Source organism: Natronosalvus rutilus (assembly GCF_024204665.1).
In the GTDB taxonomy this organism is placed as follows: domain Archaea; phylum Halobacteriota; class Halobacteria; order Halobacteriales; family Natrialbaceae; genus Natronosalvus; species Natronosalvus rutilus.
In genome coordinates, this window is sequence record NZ_CP100355.1 from 1518408 (window position 1) to 1534951 (window position 16544).

Here is a 16544-nt window from a genome sequence, read left to right on the forward strand (position 1 = left end):
TAGTCTCGTTCGACGTCTCGAACGCTTGGTCCGGTCCGCGGACCCAAATCCGGTCTCCAGGACTGGAGGGACTTTCCGTACAGTCGACGGTACTGTCCTGGAGGCCGGGGAGGCACGAAGTACACGGATCGCCAGCGGCTATTCGAGCGTGACGGTCGTACGGAATAGTTCCGGGCGCAAGCTTCTCGAGCGACCGCCCTACTCGCGTGACACTCCGATTGAGTCGTAGAATCGTACTACGCAGACTCCTGAACGAAGTCGCCCGAACAGTCGTACTCGATGAGTTTGAACCGGGCGATGTCCTGCTCGTCGTCGTACGGCTCGGCGAGATCAGTCAGTCCATAGATGGTCACGGTCTCGAGTTCGGTCTCGTGCTCGGCGTTCCAGCGTTCACAGAGGTAGTTCGCACTGTACGATCGGTGGTTCTCGTTGCTGGCGTAGCGCATGTTCAGGAGGTACTTTCGCCAGCGCGAGCTCTCGTACGTTCGTTCGACGCTCGGCGGCTTGTCCCAGGTGACCTCCCCGCCGTTCAGGGCATCGACTTCGGATCCGTTCTCGAGCTCGCCGGGAGCGACGAGCCACCGTGCGTTGGACGTCGGTTCGGGTGCGAACATCCGCCAGCTCTGATCGGTCTTCGTGGTGTCGAGTATCTCCTCGCCGGGCTCTGGGACCTCGGTGTAATCGACGGCGGCAGCGTTCGAAAACAGGATGAGGAACAGGAACACCGCGGGGACCACCGAGATGAACACGCCGCGTCCGAGGGTGACAACCTTCGGGATCGATGGACTCGAGACCGATGGTGACGGGAGTTCCGATGTCGTTCGCTGTAGCCACTCGAGTCGAGTCCGCATCGGTGACGCGACGCCGAACCGATCGGCGAGGTCGGCCACTTTGTCCCAGACGACCGGTGGGTAGAACAGCACCAAGCCGGCGAGAGAGATCAGGGGAAACAGGTCGATACGTAGCGTGAGGAACATTCCGACGTGCATGCCAGCGAACGCCGTGGCCAGCGCGGCGCGCGGATACCCAGTGAGAATTAGCAAGAGCGGAGAGGCGAAGATGCACACGAGCCAGGCGTACGTGAATACTCTGAGCAGCATGAACTGGTCCGCGAGTACGTTGCCGAGTAGAATCGTCAGATGATCCGCCTGGAAGATGTACAGGACCGCTTCGCCGTCCATCCACGTGTCGCTCCGATATTTGTGGATAGCGTTCGTGGCGTACATCAGGAAGACCTGCAAGAGCACGGCCATCGTCGCTTCGCTGGCGACCGTCGACCGTGGTCGGTCGACTCCACGGGCATCGATCGACCAGCGCTCACCGAGCGGGAGGAAGATTCCCCAGAACACCAACAGACGCAAGAGGGCGTCGCCACCGTTGAGCACCATCGGGTTCCGGATGTGCAACGACATGAGCAAGAGCCAGGAGACGATCGTTACGAAACGGGTTCGATAGCCAAGAACCATCGCGAGCGCGAACGCACCTGCGATGAGGAAGAGGAGTGCCTGCACCCAGGCTTCGCCCGAGAGTGCGTGTAACGAGTACACGTCCGAATAATCCGAATAGAGCGCCTTTACTGGGAGAATACCCGCATCAGTGTGAAAGTCGTGAAAGTCCCGAGTCCGATTCAGCAGGTCGAGGATGATAAGGAGGCCGAGCGCGATTCGGAACGCAGCGAGCGCCCGGAGGTCTATCTCGAACCGCCGCTGGAGGGCGACGGAGAATCGATCCATGGCGGCTGACAGCCGGTCCAGACTGGAGGTGGATTGCGAGGACATCGTTCAGTTCACTCGTTTTCGAGGTGTCACGCGCAATGACGCATAAGTTTGTTGTCTCCTTTGTCGTGCAGTTTCAATCCTCTCACGCAGTTTTGGTCGGTGTGATTTCGAGGAAACTCCTGGCTCGTACTCGAACTGTAGGCCCCGGCACACCCAAATCCGCGAAAATCTCTAGTTGAGGCCATCGATCCCAATCACCGCCGTCGAAACGCTGAACTGCACCCCAGCCATAGGTCCGACCAATGAGCGCCAACCTCGAGGTTCCCGCAGATGCCCCCATTCTCCTCTTCGACGGCGTCTGCAACCTCTGCAACGGCTTCGTCCAGTTCGTCGTGCCCCGCGATACGGAGGAGCAGTTCTACTTCGCGTCCCTCCAGTCCGACGTAGGCAAGGCGCTGTGTGCCGAGTACGGCCTCCCGACCGACGAACTCGAGTCGGTCGTCCTGATCGAGGGCGACGAGAGCTACGTCAAGTCGGGGGCGATTATCCGCACGGCGAGGCATCTCGGCGGGATCTACGCCCTGCTGTCGCCGTTTCGATTCGTCCCGCGCCCGGTTCGAGACTGGGCGTACGACTTCGTCGCGAACCGGCGCTATCGCTGGTTCGGGAAGAAAGAGCAGTGTATGATGCCGACGGGTGACGTGCAGTCGCGGTTCCTCGAGCGTACCGACTCCTGACTGGCGTCAGGTATCAGCCGACAGTCGTCAGTCGTCGGCCGCCGGAACTTCCTCGCTCTCCTCGAGCACAACCTCCTCGCGCTCTCGCTCGAAGTCCTCTAAGTATTCGTCGGCGTCGATGGCCGCTTTCGAGCCCATGCCCGCGGCGGTGACGGCCTGCTGGTAGTGGTAGTCGACGACGTCGCCAGCACCGAAGATACCGGAGACGGCGGTTTCGGTCTGGCCGCCGCCGTCGCCACCTTTCGTCTTGAGGTAGCCTTCGTCGTCGGTCTCGATGCCGAGTCCCTCGAGGTAGTCGGTGTTTGGCGTGTGGCCGATGGCGAAGAAGACGGCGCCGACGTCGAAGTCGAACTCCTCGGTTTCGGGGTCGTCGAGGCGGTCGGTCGGGTGCCCCTTCTCGTTGCGGACGAGGGTGACGTGATCGACGCCTTCCTCCTGGGAGCCGTGGATCTCGATCAGTTCGGTGTTCTTCATGATCTCGATGTTGCCGTCCTCGACGTGCTCGTGGACGCGGTCGACCCAGTAGTCTTCGGCGCGGAACTCCTCGCGGCGGTGGGCCAGGTAGACCGTGTCGGCGAACTTCGTGAGGAACGAGGCTTCCTCCATGGCCGCGTCGCCGCCGCCGACGACGAGCATGTCCTCGTCCCGGAAGAACGCGCCGTCACAGGTCGCACACGTCGAGAGCCCGTAGCCCATGAGTTCGTCCTCGCCGGGGATGCCGAGGGTCCGGGCGCTGGCGCCGGAGGCGACGATGACGGCGTCGGCGGTGTAGCGATCGCCGTTCGTGAGGTCGACGCAGAACGAGTCCTCGGTGGCGCCCTCGACGACCGAGGGGTCCTCGAGTCGTTCGACGTTCGCGACGATGCCGTTTTTCAGTTCGGCGCCGAACTGGCGGGCCTGTGCTTTCATATCGTTCACGAGTTCGGGCCCGCTGATACCCTCGGGGAAGCCCGGGTAGTTCGCCACGTCGGTCGTCAGGGTGAGCTGGCCGCCGGGTTCGTCGCCCTCGATGACCAGGGGCTCGTTGTTCGATCGGCCGGCGTAGATGGCCGCCGTCAGGCCGGCGATGCCCGTCCCGGCGATGATCAGGCGACGGTGCTCGACGACCTCGCAGTCGGCATCGCGGGCGATGCCGAGCAGTTCGTCGAGTTCGCCGGTCTCGTCGAGCGCGCTGGTGTCGTCCCAGCCGCCGATCAGTTCGTCGTCGATAAACACCTCGGGCGCGGTCTTTCGGCCCTCGGCGCGGTCGACCATCTCCTCGAACAGGTCCTCGTCGCCCGTGACGTTGTACGTCTCGTACTCGACCTCCTTTGCGTCGAAGAGGTCCTTCGCCTTCTCGCAATACGAGCAGTTCTCTTTGGTGTAGATTTCGACTCGAGGGGCGTCGCTCATGTATCCGTACTACGCACAGGCGACCTAAACGCCTTGCGTTCCTGGCATTCCCCGGTCGGTCGTCGGCCGGTTCACCAACTCGAACCGAGCGTCATCACGGTTCGTTCCGGTGTCCTGATCGACGTACTCGACGGTCACCTCGATCTGGCGGCCCGTCCGATCCTCGAGCGCGTCCTCGAGGGCGGCGACGAGGTTTGGATAGCTGACACCGTCGGGGCGACGAACCACGGCGGTCACCTCGTACGACGTGGCCAGGTCGCCCCCAGCGAACTCCGTTCGAAGGCCGACGAGCTCGAGCTGGTCGTACTCGGGGTCGTCGAGGACGGTCCGAACCTCCTCGTTGACGTCGTTCTCGAAGGTGACGTGGTGAAAGAGGACGCCGCCGGCGAGCAGGCAGACGAGCGAGAGGACGAGTACGGCGGGGACGATCGCACTGAGGCGGGCGCGGGTCAGGTTCTGACTCAGATCACCTGGAACCCAGTCGCCGGGCCGGTAGCCGAGGTACCAGAAGACGGCGAGGCCGGAGAGGACGATGGACGCGGCGTTGATCGTGAGCAGGACGAACGCCCCGGCCGCGACCAGGGGCGCGTTCCAGGCCAGGCCGATGCCGACGGCTGCCGCGGCGGGGATGAGCGCCGCGGCGATCATGACGCCGACAAGCGAGACGGGCAGGGCGGTCGCGAGCCCGAACGCGCCCGCGGCACCGGCGCAGATGCCGATAATCAGCGAGAGGAGGTCGGGCGAGATGCGGGTGCTCACCTGGTGGATGGCCGTAATCTCGATGGTCGAGGGGACGATCCCGCCCGAGCGAATGAGCCAGGCGAACGCGAACGCGCCGGCCATCGCGGCCACCAGTCCGCCGACGAGCGAGGTGATGCCGCTGACGATCATGCCGCGGTCGTTGAGCACCATCCCGACGGTGCCGGTCAGCGCGGCACTCACTTGCGGGGCGATGACCATCGACCCCACGACGATGGCCGGCGAATCGAGCAGGAGGCCGGCCGTCGCCACGATCGCGCTCAGGAGCGTCATCGCGTAGTAGGTGAGGCGGTTCGGCGTCATGTTCAGCGCCCGCGTTCGAATCTCCTCGTAGAAGATGCTGTCGTCGGACTCGCTCCCGCTGACGAAGCGCTCCTCGAGGGACTCGAGGCCCGGCGTTCGCGCCGTCTCGATCGAACTGACGACGATGAACTCGTCGTCGACGCCGGCGTCCTCGAGCGTCCCGAGGACCTCCTCGACGGCCTGCGTGGGCAACGGAAACTGGACGATGACGCTGTCTTCCCCGTCGGTGTTCTCCCGGAGGGTCACGTAGTCGATTCCCTCGGTGTCGAGCGCGAACAGCACGTCGTCCCGAACGGCGGAGGGGACGAGCGCCTGTATCAATCGCATCGCCGGCGATACCACGGCCCTCTAGTTACGTCTTTATCGACCTGACAGTCGCTGTGAACGGACCGTCCGCACTCGATGACGGTGGCGATGACGATGAGTTTACGGCCGTTCCCGTTGACCATCGCGTATGCCCGCTGATCTCGAGGAGAAGACCGATCGCTACGGGACCTTGCTGGCGGAGGCGCTCGGGGCGGCGACCGTCGCGCCGCCGGAGGGAACCCCGATGGCCGAGGCTGCCGCGGAGTGTGACGAAATGGCTCGGTCGTACCTTGAGGACGGTCGCCACTTCCGGGAGGAAGACGACCTGGTGAACGCGCTCGCGGCGTTCTCGTACGGACACGCCTGGCTCGATGCCGGGGCTCGGATCGGACTGTTCGATGTGCCGACCGAGGGGCACCTCTTTACCGTCTGACGGCGCCGGCGGTCTCCCGCTCGACGCCCGATACTCAACGAACGATCATGTACTAACCGAAACGTACATAACTACTCGCGTGACTCTTTATAAAGAAGGCAAAAGCTTTATATGCCTTTCGCCCTTACCGTATGTTAGCTGGAGCGTCCGGGTTTTCTTCTGGTACCCCCCCACCCGGGAGCTCTGAGTAACTGAGTCGATACACCATGACAGATACGACAATTCGAACCTACAGTGGCGAGACACAGCGGGAACAGGAGCCACGGGCCAGCGAGGACGAGCAGTGCCCCGAGTGCGGCGGCCGACTGGTCTCGGACAGCGAGCACGCGGAGACGGTGTGTTCGGAGTGTGGCCTGGTCGTCGAGGAAGACGAGATCGACCGCGGGCCCGAGTGGCGCGCGTTCGACTCCGCCGAGAAGGACAAGAAGTCCCGCGTCGGCGCGCCGACGACCAAGATGATGCACGACCAGGGCCTGTCGACCAACATCGGCTGGCAGGACAAGGACGCCTACGGGCGCTCGCTCTCGAGCCGCCAGCGCCAGAAGATGCAGCGCCTGCGCACCTGGAACGAGCGCTTCCGCACCCGGGACAGCAAGGAGCGCAACCTCAAGCAGGCTCTCGGCGAGATCGACCGCATGGCGAGCGCGCTCGGCCTCCCGGAGAACGTCCGCGAGACCGCCAGCGTGATCTACCGGCGGGCGCTCGACGAGGACCTGCTCCCGGGACGCTCGATCGAGGGTGTCGCGACCTCGGCGCTGTACGCCGCCGCGCGACAGGCCGGGACGCCGCGCAGCCTCGACGAGATCGCCGCCGTCAGCCGCGTCGACCGGATGGAGCTCACCCGGACCTACCGCTACATCGTCCGCCAGCTCAACCTCGAGATCAAGCCGGCCGATCCCGAGAGCTACGTCCCGCGGTTCATCAGCGACCTGGACCTCTCGGACGAAACCGAGCGCCGGGCACGCGACCTGCTCGAGTCGGCTCGCAAGGAGGGCGTCCACAGTGGCAAGTCGCCGGTCGGCCTCGCGGCCGCGTCGGTGTACGCTGCGGCCCTGCTGACCAACGAGAAGGTCACCCAGAACGACGTCAGCGAGGTCGCGAGCATCTCCGAAGTCACCATCCGAAACCGATACAAGGAGTTGCTCGAGGCCAGCGACACGATGACGGTATAAAGTCGGTCGACGACCGTATCCACAGTCTCGGTGTCGATCGACTCATCGTTTCAACTGCGCGGTAACGTTTTTGACGGTGGGTGTGTATTGCCATAGCATGGTCGAAACGACTGTCCAACTCGTCTGCCCTGAATGCGTCAAAGAATGGCAACTTACGCCGGCGGAATTGCCCGACTCCACCTCGATGTTTCACTGTCCTAACTGCCACGCCTCCCGGCGAATGGCCGAATTTACCCGGACGGACCGCGATCTGCGAACGTTGAAACAACTCGGGTGACTACTCCCACGACTGAAGTCGTGGGCTTTCTCCTTGACTTTGTGTAACGGCTGCGGTCCGGTCGCGGATCCTTTTTTCGAGCGCACCTGTGCAGAGCGCCGCGTCTCGAAGGGGTGAACGAGGACTCGATGCTCGAGTTCGAGTACGATCTTGATGGTCGGTCGATCGGAACGCGACCGTGAGGCGGTTTTTCGACTCCGGTCATCGATCGGTTTGCTCGGGCGCCGACTCGACGTCAGCGAGCGCCAGATTCCGTCGTCCGTGTCAATTACTACGCCCCCAACTGGCGACCAGTTTGGGCCGCGCAGCCAAAGCCGATCCGCGTCCCCCGGGAAACCTCGTTGGATTCCGTCAGAAATCACAGATTACACCGTTCAAAATCCCGTTAGGCCGATCCTTCCGAGGTGTTTTTGCCGATCGATTTCCCTTCGAGATGGTCTCGAACGGCGAAATTTCGTTCAATCGTTACCTGGAGCGTGTTAACGAGACTCAAGATAATAATATAACCCTGCAGTGGGTATGATTGCATGGTTATGAAGAAACAAGAGCTCATTCACCTTCACGGCCTTCTTGCCGAAGTATCGAACCACTGTGCCAACTGGGAGGACTGTTCGGTTTCGCTCGACGAGTACGAGTCTCTTGGGATTCGACCGACATCAATCCACAAATCGAAAACCGATCACAAAGCTGCTGTTTTTGCGCTGGCTGGGGGAATTACGCAACCGATGCGAGAGGGGGAGGCGGAAGCCGTCGCAGCCACGGCCGACTGAGTTTCCTGCGATACCCTAGTCCACGACACTGCCAACTGGAAAGACTGTCTCTATCTGATGTTCGATTTCGACTTCAAATCGAACTCTCCGCCTCGCTTCGCATTCTACTCCACGAATCCGTACTTCGACCGCTCTCGAGCAATGGATAGTTCCTGCCCTCACTCGAGATGCACGCTGGCTCCGGATTCGTGCGATGACTGGTCGATTACTGCGTCCGGTGCGTAATCGTTACTCGAGCAAATCTTCGAATTCGGGGAGGACGTCGTCGTCGTCCGTCTCGCCACCCGCGTCTTCGTTGGGAGTCTCGTCGTCTCGAGCCGACTCGTCGGTCGACGTTTCGTTGTCGCTGTCGTCGTCCACGTCACTATCGTTGTCCGCGTCGCTGTTGTCGTCCGTGTAGCTGTCGTCGTCTTCGTCCTCGTCGTCCTCGAGCACCGTCACCGAGAGCACCTCCAGCGGGATGTTCTCGAGGCGCTGGCCGATCTCTTTGCGAGCGATGCGGGAGGCGTGTTCCTCGCGTTCGACGTTGAAAACGGTCATCTCGAGCTCGAGGGCGACGAGGGCCTCGTCGGCGGCGATGAAAGCGGGCGGCAGTTCCTCGCCGCCGGGGGAGGTGCGCTCGCCCATGTTGATCTCGACGTAGTTCAGGTCAGGGTTCAGCATCTCGCCCGTTTTCGAGATGGCGATACGGATTGCCTCGTCCTCCGTCTCGACGTCGAACACCGGCACGGCAGCTTCGACGACAACCCTGCAGTGCATAGTGAGCTATTGTATCGCATTCGGTATGAAGGTTCGCCCGTAGTGGGCCACAGGCGTCGGTCTCGCTATCACTGTCGGATTTTCGAACCAGGCCAAAATCAGAAGGCCCATACCCGCACCCACGAAGGCCACGACGAGAGCGATGGCGACAGCCACTGTCAGCGACACGATTGCCGTCGAAGCCCTCTCGGGCGGGTTCGATCTGTACCTCACCCTCGAGAGCGGGCAGAGCTACCTCTGGACGCGAAGCGACGGCGAGATGTACACGGACCGTCGAGCGCCCGAGGCGTGGTACCGGACCGTCGTCGACGGCGTCCCGATCCAGGTGCGTCAGCCCGATGGTTCCGGCGGCGACCTGGAGTGGCAATCGACGGCTGACGCCGACCCGCTCGTCCGCGAACTGTTGCGTCTCGAGGACGACCTCGAGGCGATCGCCGCGGACGCGCCCGACGATCCGTTGGTCCAGGCGGCGTACGCGGCCCACGATGGGATGCGACTGGTCGACGACCCGCCCTTCGGGACCCTGATCTCGTTCATCTGCTCGGCGCAGATGCGCGTTGGACGCATTCACGGCATGGTCTCGACGCTCGCGAGGGAGTACGGCGACGCCTACGCGCTCGCCGGCGAGACCGTCTACGCCTTCCCGACGCCCGAACAGCTCGCGACCGCCACCGAGGCCGACCTCCGGGACCTTCGCCTGGGGTATCGCGCCCCCTACGTCCAGCGCACGGCCGAGATGGTCGCAGACGGCGAGGCCCGTCCCGAGGACGCCCGCGAACTCGAGTACGAAGCCGCTCGCGAGCACCTCACGCGGTTCGTCGGCGTCGGCGACAAGGTGGCCGACTGCGTCCTGCTCTTCTCGCTAGGGTTCGACGAGGCCGTCCCCCTCGACACGTGGATCAGGAGCGCCATCGCGGAGTACTACCCCGATTGCGACCAGGGATCGTACGCCGAGACGTCTCGGGCGATCCGCGAACGACTCGGTGGGCGGTACGCGGGGTACGCCCAGACGTACCTCTTCCACCACCTGCGAACGGGTGCCGTCGACGCGTAGCGGTTCACGAGAAATTCGGCTCGCGACCAATTCGGTCCCTCGAGCTGGCGATTACGCTCGACACGAGCGGTGACACTGCCGTCTCGAGGTGCTGGCCGTCAGTGGGCCGGCTCTTCGGCCGGCGCGACCATGTCCTCGATTCGCAGAATCAGGATGTTGTTCGTGTCGTCCTTGCCGTCGAGTTCTCCCTCGATGACCAGTTTCGACAGGGGCGTCGGCCCGACAGTGACGCTGTCGCCCTCGTGGATGTCGCCGGTCGACCCCTGGACGTGGATCTCGGCCCGGCAGAGTTCCGGGTGGTGGACGCTCGAGAGGTCGATCTCCTCGACGATCATGCCCTCGATCGGGGTGCCCTCGTGGGTGAGCGGGACGGCCGCTGGCTCGTCCATCTGCTGGATCTCGAGGGCCTCGAAGGCGGCCGCAGTTGGCTTGTAGCCGCCTTTGGGGCCAGGTACGCCCTCGACCAGCTGAAGGGCCTTCAGACTCTGCATCTGGTTGCGGATGGTTCCCGGGTTGCGGTCGACCTGTTCAGCGATGTCCTCACCCTTGATCGCATCTTCGTCCTCGGAGTGAAGATTGGTGAGCGCGCGCAAAATTTTCTTTTGGCTCGGGGTAAGCTCGATTGATGACATGGTGAATCCTTGGTAATTGATTTGCTTAAAGCCGATGGTCAGGTACGGTTTCGATCGCTATCTCATATTCTTCACAACCGTAGTAATCAATTCCGCTTCCTGTCCGACGATTCGTCGACGGATTACGACCGGGCGTCCACCGGCGTCGCGACGCGAACGTGACGGGCCACCTCTTGTGGGAGCGAGACCTGGGTTTCGGTATCCGCTGGCTCGAGCGGCCGCGCGGTCACCATCCCGAAGGGGGCGACCTCGACGATCTCGAGTTCGACGCCGGGCTCGACGCCGTGGTCGGCCAGGTACGAGAGAATCTCGGGGTCGTGATCGGCGACCTCGCGGACGACGACGCGGTCGCCCGCCTCGAACGCCGAGATGGCGTCGCCGGTCGGCGTCTCCGGTGCCTCGAGGTCGGCGCTCGGGATGGGGGCGCCGTGGGGGTCGACGTCGGGGTCGTCGAGGGCGGCGGCGACTTTGGCCTCGAAGTCCTCGCTGATGTGGTGCTCGAGGCGGTCGGCCTCCGCGTGGACCTCCGACCAGTCGTAGTCGAGGTGCTCGGTCAGGTAAGCCTCGAGCAGTCGGTGGTGGCGGATCACCTCGAGGGCAACGGTCTCGCCCTCCGGGGTGAGGACCACGCCACGGTACTTCTCGCGGTCGACGAGGCCGCGCTCCTCGAGTTTCGAGAGCATGCTGGTGACGGTCGGCGAGGTGACCTCCAGCGCCTCGGCGATGGCGGAGGTCTTGACCCGCTCGTCGCGTCCCGCCTGGAGCTGGTAGATCGCCTTGAGGTAGTCTTCCATGACGTCACTCAGCATCATCGTCCGAATTTAGGCGCGTCTATTCCTAAAGGTTCCGACGATCGAATCTGACCGCGAACGCCACGTATTCAGCGGTTTCGTGGAATGGGGTACTCGAATCCGAAATCGGGTCACTCTAAACGTCGGGTGGAGAAACTCGAGGTATGGACCGAGCTGTCCACGTTATCGGTGCACCGATGGACTACGGGGCCGACCGACGCGGCGTCGACATGGGAACCTCCGCGATCAGGTACGCGGGCCTCGCCGACGAACTCACGGACGCCGGCGTCGAGGTTCTCGACCAGGGCGACCTCCCTATGCCCCGCGCCGAGGAGCGCGACCCCGACGCGAACCAGCCGGTCGATGGCAACGCCAAGTTCCTCCGCGAGGTCGAGGACGTGACCACGCGCGTCGCCAGTTCCGTCGCCGCGACCCTGGAGACTGGCGCGTTCCCGCTCGTCCTCGGCGGCGACCACTCTATCGCCATCGGGTCGATGGGCGGCTCCTCCCGGGACGCCGATCTCGGCGTCGTCTGGTTCGACGCCCACGCCGACCTCAACACGCCCGCGACCTCCCCGAGCGGGAACGTCCACGGGATGCCCCTGGCCGCGACGCTCGGTCACGGCATGTTCGACGGCCTCGAGTGGGCCCACGCCCCGCGGGTCCGCGAGGAATCGATCGCCTACGTCGGTCTCCGGAGCATCGACGAGCGCGAGCGCGAACTCGTTCGCGAGAGCGAGATGACTGCGTTCACCATGTCCGACATCGACGAGCGGGGCATTACGGCGGTCGTCGAGGACGCCCTGGACGCGGCGACGGCAGGCACCGACGGCGTCCACGTCAGCCTCGACCTGGACTGGCTCGATCCCCGGACGGCCCCTGGCGTCGGGACTCCCGTCCGCGGTGGTGTCACCTACCGGGAGGCCCACTCGGCGCTCGAGACCGTCTACGAGCGCGACCAGGACAAGGGGATCCTCCGATCGATGGACGTCGTCGAGGTGAACCCGATCCTGGACGAGCAAAACGAGACGGCCGAGCTGGCCGCCGAACTGGCGGCGAGCGTCTTCGGGAAGCGGATTCTGTGATCATATCGAATAATTGATTATTTCCGACGAGTTCTGATACATGCGAACGGTGCGCACGCCTATCCGGGTTTCAACACCTTTGTATCGGTGTGATACGGAGGTTGGCGTATATGACCGACAACGTCGTCGTGCTCGGCTCCGGCTACGCCGGCGCCGGCGCGATCAAGTCGCTCCAATCGGAACTCAACGAGACCGCTCGACTGACCTGGATCTCCGACACCGACTACCACCTCGTGTTGCACGAGTCCCACCGCGTGGTTCGAGATCCCTCCGTTCGCTCCGACATCACCATCCCGGTCGCCGACATCGCCGACCCGAAAACTCGGTTCATCACCGACACCGTCACCGGCCTCGACACCGAGGAACGCGTCGTCGAACTCGCAGACGGCGAGAACGTCGAATACGACTACGTGCTGGTCGCGCTCGGGAGTGGTACCGCTTACTACGGCATCCCCGGCCTTGCGGAGCACTCGCTGACGCTCAAGGGCCTCGACGACGCCCTCGAGATCAACGAGCAGATCACCGAGGCGAGTCGCGACGCGACCCGCGGCGAACCGGCCCAGGTCGTCATCGGCGGCGCCGGTCTCTCGGGCATTCAGACCGCCGGCGAGGTCGCCGCGTTCCGCGACGAGAACCGCGCACCCCTCGAAATCCACCTGGTCGAGGCCCTCGACGAAATCTTCCCCGGGAACGACCCCGAGATCCAGCAGGCCCTACGCGGTCTGCTCGAGGAAGCCGGCGTCAAAATCCACACCGACGACCCGATCACCGAGGCCGAGGACGGCGTCATCCACTTCGACGAGGGCGACCCCCTCGAGTACGACGTGTTCGTCTGGACCGGTGGCATCACGGGGCGGGAGGCTCTCGACGGGACCGACCTCGATAATCAACACAACCGCGTCGAGGCGAAGGCGAACTTCCGGACTTCCGACGAGCGCGTGTTCGCCATCGGTGACTCGGCGATTGTCGACCAGGGCAGCCAGCCCGCCCCGCCAACGGCTCAGGCCGCCTGGCAGGCCGCGGAGGTCGTCGGCGAGAACATCTCTCGGGCCATCGACAACCGCCCGCTCAAGACCTGGGAGTACGACGACAAGGGGACAGTCGTCTCCGTCGGCGACGAGGCCGTCGCCCACGGTGTCAAGATGCTCCCCGTCGACACATTCGGCGGCTTCCCCGCGAAGAACCTCAAGAAACTTATCGCCGCCCGCTGGATCGCCGACCTGACCTCCTGGAACCGGGCCCGCAAGGCCTGGTCCGTGCTCTGATCGAGGCCTGAGAGTCTCGTGGACCCGATCGTTTTCGACGCTTTGGTTTCGCTCGAGTATTCTCCCGTCAGCCTTAGCGGCGGATCGGTTCCGATTCCAATTCCAGACCTGGACCTCTTCCCAGGGTTAGCTCAGTCCCAACTCGCTAGCGTCGAGGAGTGGGCTCGCAACCTCCTCGACGCCGCCAGTGGTCCCTGGCAGTACGCGCTCGTCTTCGCGCTCGCGGCGACTCCCCTGCTCGAGATCCTGGTGGTAATCCCGCTCGGTATTGCCCTGGGGCTCGATCCGGTCGTGGTTGCCGTGACGGCGTTCGCCGGCAACGTCCTCCCGATTTACGGCATCGTCCTCGCGGCCGACCGGGTCGCGGCGTGGCTCGAGAGCCGTCGCTCGGGCGAACCCTCGAAGCGCCGAAAACGGGCGGTCCGCATCTGGAACCGCTACGGCCTGCCCGGACTGGCGCTGCTCTCGCCCGTCACGACCGGGGTCCACCTCGCGGCCGTCCTCGCGCTCTCGCTGGGCGCTCGTGGCCGGGACACGCTCGCGTGGATGACCGGCAGTATCGCCCTCTGGACGGCCCTCATCACGCTCGTCAGCGTCGTCGGACGGTCGGCAATCGAGGGCGTCTTCTAGTCGCTTCTATGGACTCACTCGGTCTGTTCCGTCGTCGCCGACGACGAGAACCGGCGTCGAGGACAGGCGAACCAGCGCGTCAACCGTACTCCCCAGCAGGGCTTCGCGAAACGCCGAGCGACCCTGCGCGCCGACGACGATCATCGAACAGCCCTGCTCGTCAGCGTAGTCGAGAACCTCCTCGTGGGGCGTCCCTCGTTTCCGGGCGGTCGTGACGGGGACGTCGGACTCGCTCGCCGCCGCCTCGACTCGCTCGAGGGCATCGTCGGCCCGGGATTGCTGTCGCGCTCTGACTTCCTCGGGGTCGACGATGCCCGAATCGTAGGCCGTTCGGTCCTCGAGCACCGAGATGGCGAACAGCGGGACTGCGAGCGTCTCGGCGAGGAAGACAGCGTGATCGACCGCTCGCTCGGCCGTGTCGCTGCCGTCGGTGGCGACGAGGATCGAGTCGTACATACCTGGCATTGGTGGCCGATTGGAAAGAAGATTTGCTTCACCTCGCCTCACCTCGCCTCACTCTCGAGGGTCCCGATCTGGCCCCGGATAGGCACGGCCCTCGACGGCCTCGTACAGGCTCTCGGCGTCGAACACCGTCACGAACGCGTCCGGCGACCGAACGCTCACGGAGACCCGCGGTTGTAAGGTCATGCCGGCTTTCGCTGACCCGAGGCGCTCGTCGAACGAGAGCAGGTGCGCCGCGTTCCCCCGATAGGCTGACGCGAGCGCCGGGTGATCTTCGGGCGGGTGCTCGACGCGGACGCGCTCGCGCTCGAGTCGGTCGCGGTGAGCCCGCGCGAGGTCGGCGTCGGCCAGCGCGGCCACGAGCGATTCGGTCGCCGTGAGGAGTTCGTCGCTCGCGACTAGCTCGAGCCAGGAGTGGCGACGCACGTGGTCGAGGGCGTCCCTGGCTGCCTCACCGACGAGGAGGTCCGCCGCGAGCACGTCCGCGTCGGCGACGACGCGTGCCGGGTTCGGCCGGTCAGGCATCCTCGTCCTCCGGGTTCGATTCGGGCGCTAGTTCCGGTTCCGAGGCCGGGTCCGGGTTCGATCCCGAACTCGGTTCGGAATCGTCGGCGGCCGACTCGCGCCGTCTCGCCAGCTCGTTTCGAATCGTCTCGAGGTCGACCGCGAACGATTCGCCCTGGTCGAACAGCGTTTGCCAGCGTTCGGTCATCACTCGAGGTTGGGGTTCGATCCTCAAAAGTACTCGAGCGACGGCCAGTCAGTCGACGGTCGCAGCCGTTCGAAGGCGAGTCGAATTCGAGTTTGGAGCAGGACCGAATCAGACAAGCGATGTCGTCCAGACAGCAACCAAATTATGTAGGGGCTAGAGTATTAATTCACCTCTGTGTGATTTTCCGTGAGAAATATGCACCGGTCTCCCAACGCACAACGGAGTTCCTCCGCCGTCGAAGTTACGTTTTCAATTTCTGATAGTTCGTATCCGTTCGTCGCGGCATCGACCATCGATGGCTGTGAAATCGAGTTAGCGAAGCTGCTTCCACGGGACGACGGCCAGTTTGCGGAGTACTTCACCGTCACCGGCGCCGATACGAGTCGAATCCACGACCTCGCCGCGGATCACGCCTCGATGAGCGTTTCGCTTCTCGAGACGTACGACCGCGGTGGGTTGTTCGAATTTCTGGTTTCCACCGACTGTCCCGCCGTGACGCTGGCGACGTGCGGAGCGCTCCCCAGGAAGGTTCGTGGCGTCGACGGCGAAGGGCTGATCGTCGCGGAAATCCCGTCGCCGTACGACGCCGGCGACGTCATCGAGACGTTTCTCGAGGAGACCACCGGCGCCTCGCTCGTCTCCAAGCGCGAAACGGGGTCCGTCACGCCGCTCTTTACGGAATCGTCGTTTGAGCAGGTCCTGGAGGCCCAGCTCACCGATCGGCAACACGAGGTGCTCGAGGTCGCGTACGAGGCGGGCTACTACGACTGGCCGCGAACGTGCACCGGCGAGAAGGTAGCCGAGCGACTCGACATTACCTCCGCGACGTTCTCCGAGCACATCCACACCGCCGAGCGAAAGCTGCTCACGATGCTTTTCAGCGGGTCGTGAGAATGGAGACGTTTCGGCACGCGACGGAATACGACGTCAGTCGCTCTCGGAAACGGTGACGGTCGTCCGGCCGCTGGTGGAGATAGTCACGTCACACCCGTGAAACCGGAACTCGACGACGCCCGTTCGGAGCGACGCCCCGTGGCCGGTCGGTGCGAACAGCTGGTCCAGGGCCTCGGGGTCGACGACCTCGTAGAGTGGGGGGATGGATTCCGGCGTCGACCCAGTGGCGGCAGCGACCGCCTCGACCACCTCCTCCGAGGGTGATTCCTCGCTCGCCCAGTCGTGGGAAACGGTGTACGTGTCGGTTTCCGGGTCGTACCCAATCCTGTCGTCGGGTGAGTGGTCTGAGGACATTGGAGGACAGAAGTGATGATTAACTACCGGGAACGACGA

General features: G+C 64.0%; 20 protein-coding genes. 10 read left to right on the forward strand and 10 right to left on the reverse strand.

What is annotated here, in order from left to right:
• Positions 1 to 236: 236 nt before the first annotated feature.
• A complete protein-coding gene (locus NGM29_RS07280; protein ID WP_254159793.1) occupies positions 237 to 1778 on the reverse strand; it encodes an HTTM domain-containing protein in 1542 nt (513 codons plus the stop codon).
• Between the two features lie 242 nt (positions 1779 to 2020).
• Here NGM29_RS07280 and NGM29_RS07285 point away from each other — a divergent pair, with 242 nt between their 5' ends.
• The gene (locus NGM29_RS07285; RefSeq protein ID WP_254159795.1) at positions 2021 to 2455 is read left to right on the forward strand and encodes a thiol-disulfide oxidoreductase DCC family protein; all 435 of its coding nucleotides are present in this window, start codon (positions 2021 to 2023) and stop codon (positions 2453 to 2455) included.
• Positions 2456 to 2482: 27 nt separating this feature from the next.
• On the opposite strand, the gene NGM29_RS07290 is transcribed toward NGM29_RS07285, so the two are convergent.
• Complete coding sequence (locus tag NGM29_RS07290; RefSeq protein WP_254159796.1) at positions 2483 to 3847, reverse strand: FAD-dependent oxidoreductase; 1365 nt, start codon at positions 3845 to 3847, stop codon at positions 2483 to 2485.
• A gap of 24 nt (positions 3848 to 3871) precedes the next feature.
• Positions 3872 to 5236: a DUF389 domain-containing protein gene (locus NGM29_RS07295; protein WP_254159797.1), complete on the reverse strand. Its 1365-nt coding sequence runs from the start codon at positions 5234 to 5236 to the stop codon at positions 3872 to 3874.
• 127 nt (positions 5237 to 5363) lie between these two features.
• On the opposite strand from NGM29_RS07295, the gene NGM29_RS07300 reads away from it, so the two are divergent.
• The 4 genes from NGM29_RS07300 (at position 5364) to NGM29_RS07315 (ending at position 7867) form a co-directional block, all read left to right on the forward strand.
• Positions 5364 to 5648 carry a DUF357 domain-containing protein gene (locus tag NGM29_RS07300; RefSeq protein ID WP_254159798.1) on the forward strand — a complete coding sequence of 95 codons (285 nt, stop codon included), beginning with the start codon at positions 5364 to 5366 and terminating at the stop codon, positions 5646 to 5648.
• Positions 5649 to 5854: 206 nt separating this feature from the next.
• Entirely contained in the window at positions 5855 to 6820 is a 966-nt protein-coding gene (locus NGM29_RS07305; RefSeq protein WP_254159799.1) for a transcription initiation factor IIB, read from the forward strand.
• A gap of 97 nt (positions 6821 to 6917) precedes the next feature.
• Positions 6918 to 7097, forward strand: coding sequence for a DUF7836 family putative zinc-binding protein (locus tag NGM29_RS07310; RefSeq protein WP_254159800.1), 180 nt, complete (start codon positions 6918 to 6920; stop codon positions 7095 to 7097).
• Between the two features lie 533 nt (positions 7098 to 7630).
• Complete coding sequence (locus NGM29_RS07315; protein WP_253438168.1) at positions 7631 to 7867, forward strand: UPF0058 family protein; 237 nt, start codon at positions 7631 to 7633, stop codon at positions 7865 to 7867.
• 228 nt (positions 7868 to 8095) lie between these two features.
• Here NGM29_RS07315 and NGM29_RS07320 read toward each other — a convergent pair whose 3' ends face one another.
• Positions 8096 to 8626 (reverse strand): DUF555 domain-containing protein, encoded by a 531-nt coding sequence (locus NGM29_RS07320; protein ID WP_254159801.1) that lies wholly within the window; start codon positions 8624 to 8626, stop codon positions 8096 to 8098.
• A gap of 142 nt (positions 8627 to 8768) precedes the next feature.
• Between NGM29_RS07320 and NGM29_RS07325 the strand changes: the two genes are divergently transcribed.
• Complete coding sequence (locus tag NGM29_RS07325; RefSeq protein WP_254159802.1) at positions 8769 to 9680, forward strand: DNA-3-methyladenine glycosylase family protein; 912 nt, start codon at positions 8769 to 8771, stop codon at positions 9678 to 9680.
• 98 nt (positions 9681 to 9778) lie between these two features.
• Here NGM29_RS07325 and NGM29_RS07330 read toward each other — a convergent pair whose 3' ends face one another.
• Positions 9779 to 10312, reverse strand: a complete 534-nt coding sequence (locus NGM29_RS07330) for an Rrf2 family transcriptional regulator (RefSeq protein ID WP_254159804.1) — start codon at positions 10310 to 10312, stop codon at positions 9779 to 9781.
• A gap of 122 nt (positions 10313 to 10434) precedes the next feature.
• Entirely contained in the window at positions 10435 to 11124 is a 690-nt protein-coding gene (locus tag NGM29_RS07335; protein ID WP_254159805.1) for a metal-dependent transcriptional regulator, read from the reverse strand.
• Positions 11125 to 11267: 143 nt separating this feature from the next.
• On the opposite strand from NGM29_RS07335, the gene rocF reads away from it, so the two are divergent.
• From rocF to NGM29_RS07350, 3 genes are all read left to right on the forward strand, one after another.
• Complete coding sequence (gene rocF / locus NGM29_RS07340; protein WP_254159806.1) at positions 11268 to 12188, forward strand: arginase; 921 nt, start codon at positions 11268 to 11270, stop codon at positions 12186 to 12188.
• A gap of 110 nt (positions 12189 to 12298) precedes the next feature.
• Positions 12299 to 13453 (forward strand): NAD(P)/FAD-dependent oxidoreductase, encoded by a 1155-nt coding sequence (locus NGM29_RS07345; RefSeq protein ID WP_254159807.1) that lies wholly within the window; start codon positions 12299 to 12301, stop codon positions 13451 to 13453.
• A gap of 18 nt (positions 13454 to 13471) precedes the next feature.
• Positions 13472 to 14083, forward strand: coding sequence for a small multi-drug export protein (locus NGM29_RS07350; protein WP_254159808.1), 612 nt, complete (start codon positions 13472 to 13474; stop codon positions 14081 to 14083).
• Between the two features lie 6 nt (positions 14084 to 14089).
• Here the strand turns inward: NGM29_RS07350 and NGM29_RS07355 are convergent, their stop codons facing one another.
• From NGM29_RS07355 to NGM29_RS07365, 3 genes are read right to left on the reverse strand one after another with little or no spacing between them, the layout of a single operon-like run.
• A complete protein-coding gene (locus NGM29_RS07355; RefSeq protein ID WP_254159809.1) occupies positions 14090 to 14539 on the reverse strand; it encodes a universal stress protein in 450 nt (149 codons plus the stop codon).
• A gap of 57 nt (positions 14540 to 14596) precedes the next feature.
• Positions 14597 to 15070: a DUF7384 family protein gene (locus NGM29_RS07360; RefSeq protein ID WP_254159810.1), complete on the reverse strand. Its 474-nt coding sequence runs from the start codon at positions 15068 to 15070 to the stop codon at positions 14597 to 14599.
• Positions 15063 to 15257, reverse strand: coding sequence for a hypothetical protein (locus NGM29_RS07365; protein WP_254159811.1), 195 nt, complete (start codon positions 15255 to 15257; stop codon positions 15063 to 15065). The genes NGM29_RS07360 and NGM29_RS07365 overlap by 8 nt, the downstream gene beginning before the upstream one ends.
• A gap of 195 nt (positions 15258 to 15452) precedes the next feature.
• Here NGM29_RS07365 and NGM29_RS07370 point away from each other — a divergent pair, with 195 nt between their 5' ends.
• A complete protein-coding gene (locus tag NGM29_RS07370) occupies positions 15453 to 16148 on the forward strand; it encodes a helix-turn-helix domain-containing protein (RefSeq protein ID WP_254159812.1) in 696 nt (231 codons plus the stop codon).
• Positions 16149 to 16184: 36 nt separating this feature from the next.
• Here NGM29_RS07370 and ddfA read toward each other — a convergent pair whose 3' ends face one another.
• A complete protein-coding gene (ddfA, locus tag NGM29_RS07375) occupies positions 16185 to 16505 on the reverse strand; it encodes a DdfA family disk-determining factor (protein WP_254159813.1) in 321 nt (106 codons plus the stop codon).
• Positions 16506 to 16544: the final 39 nt, after the last annotated feature.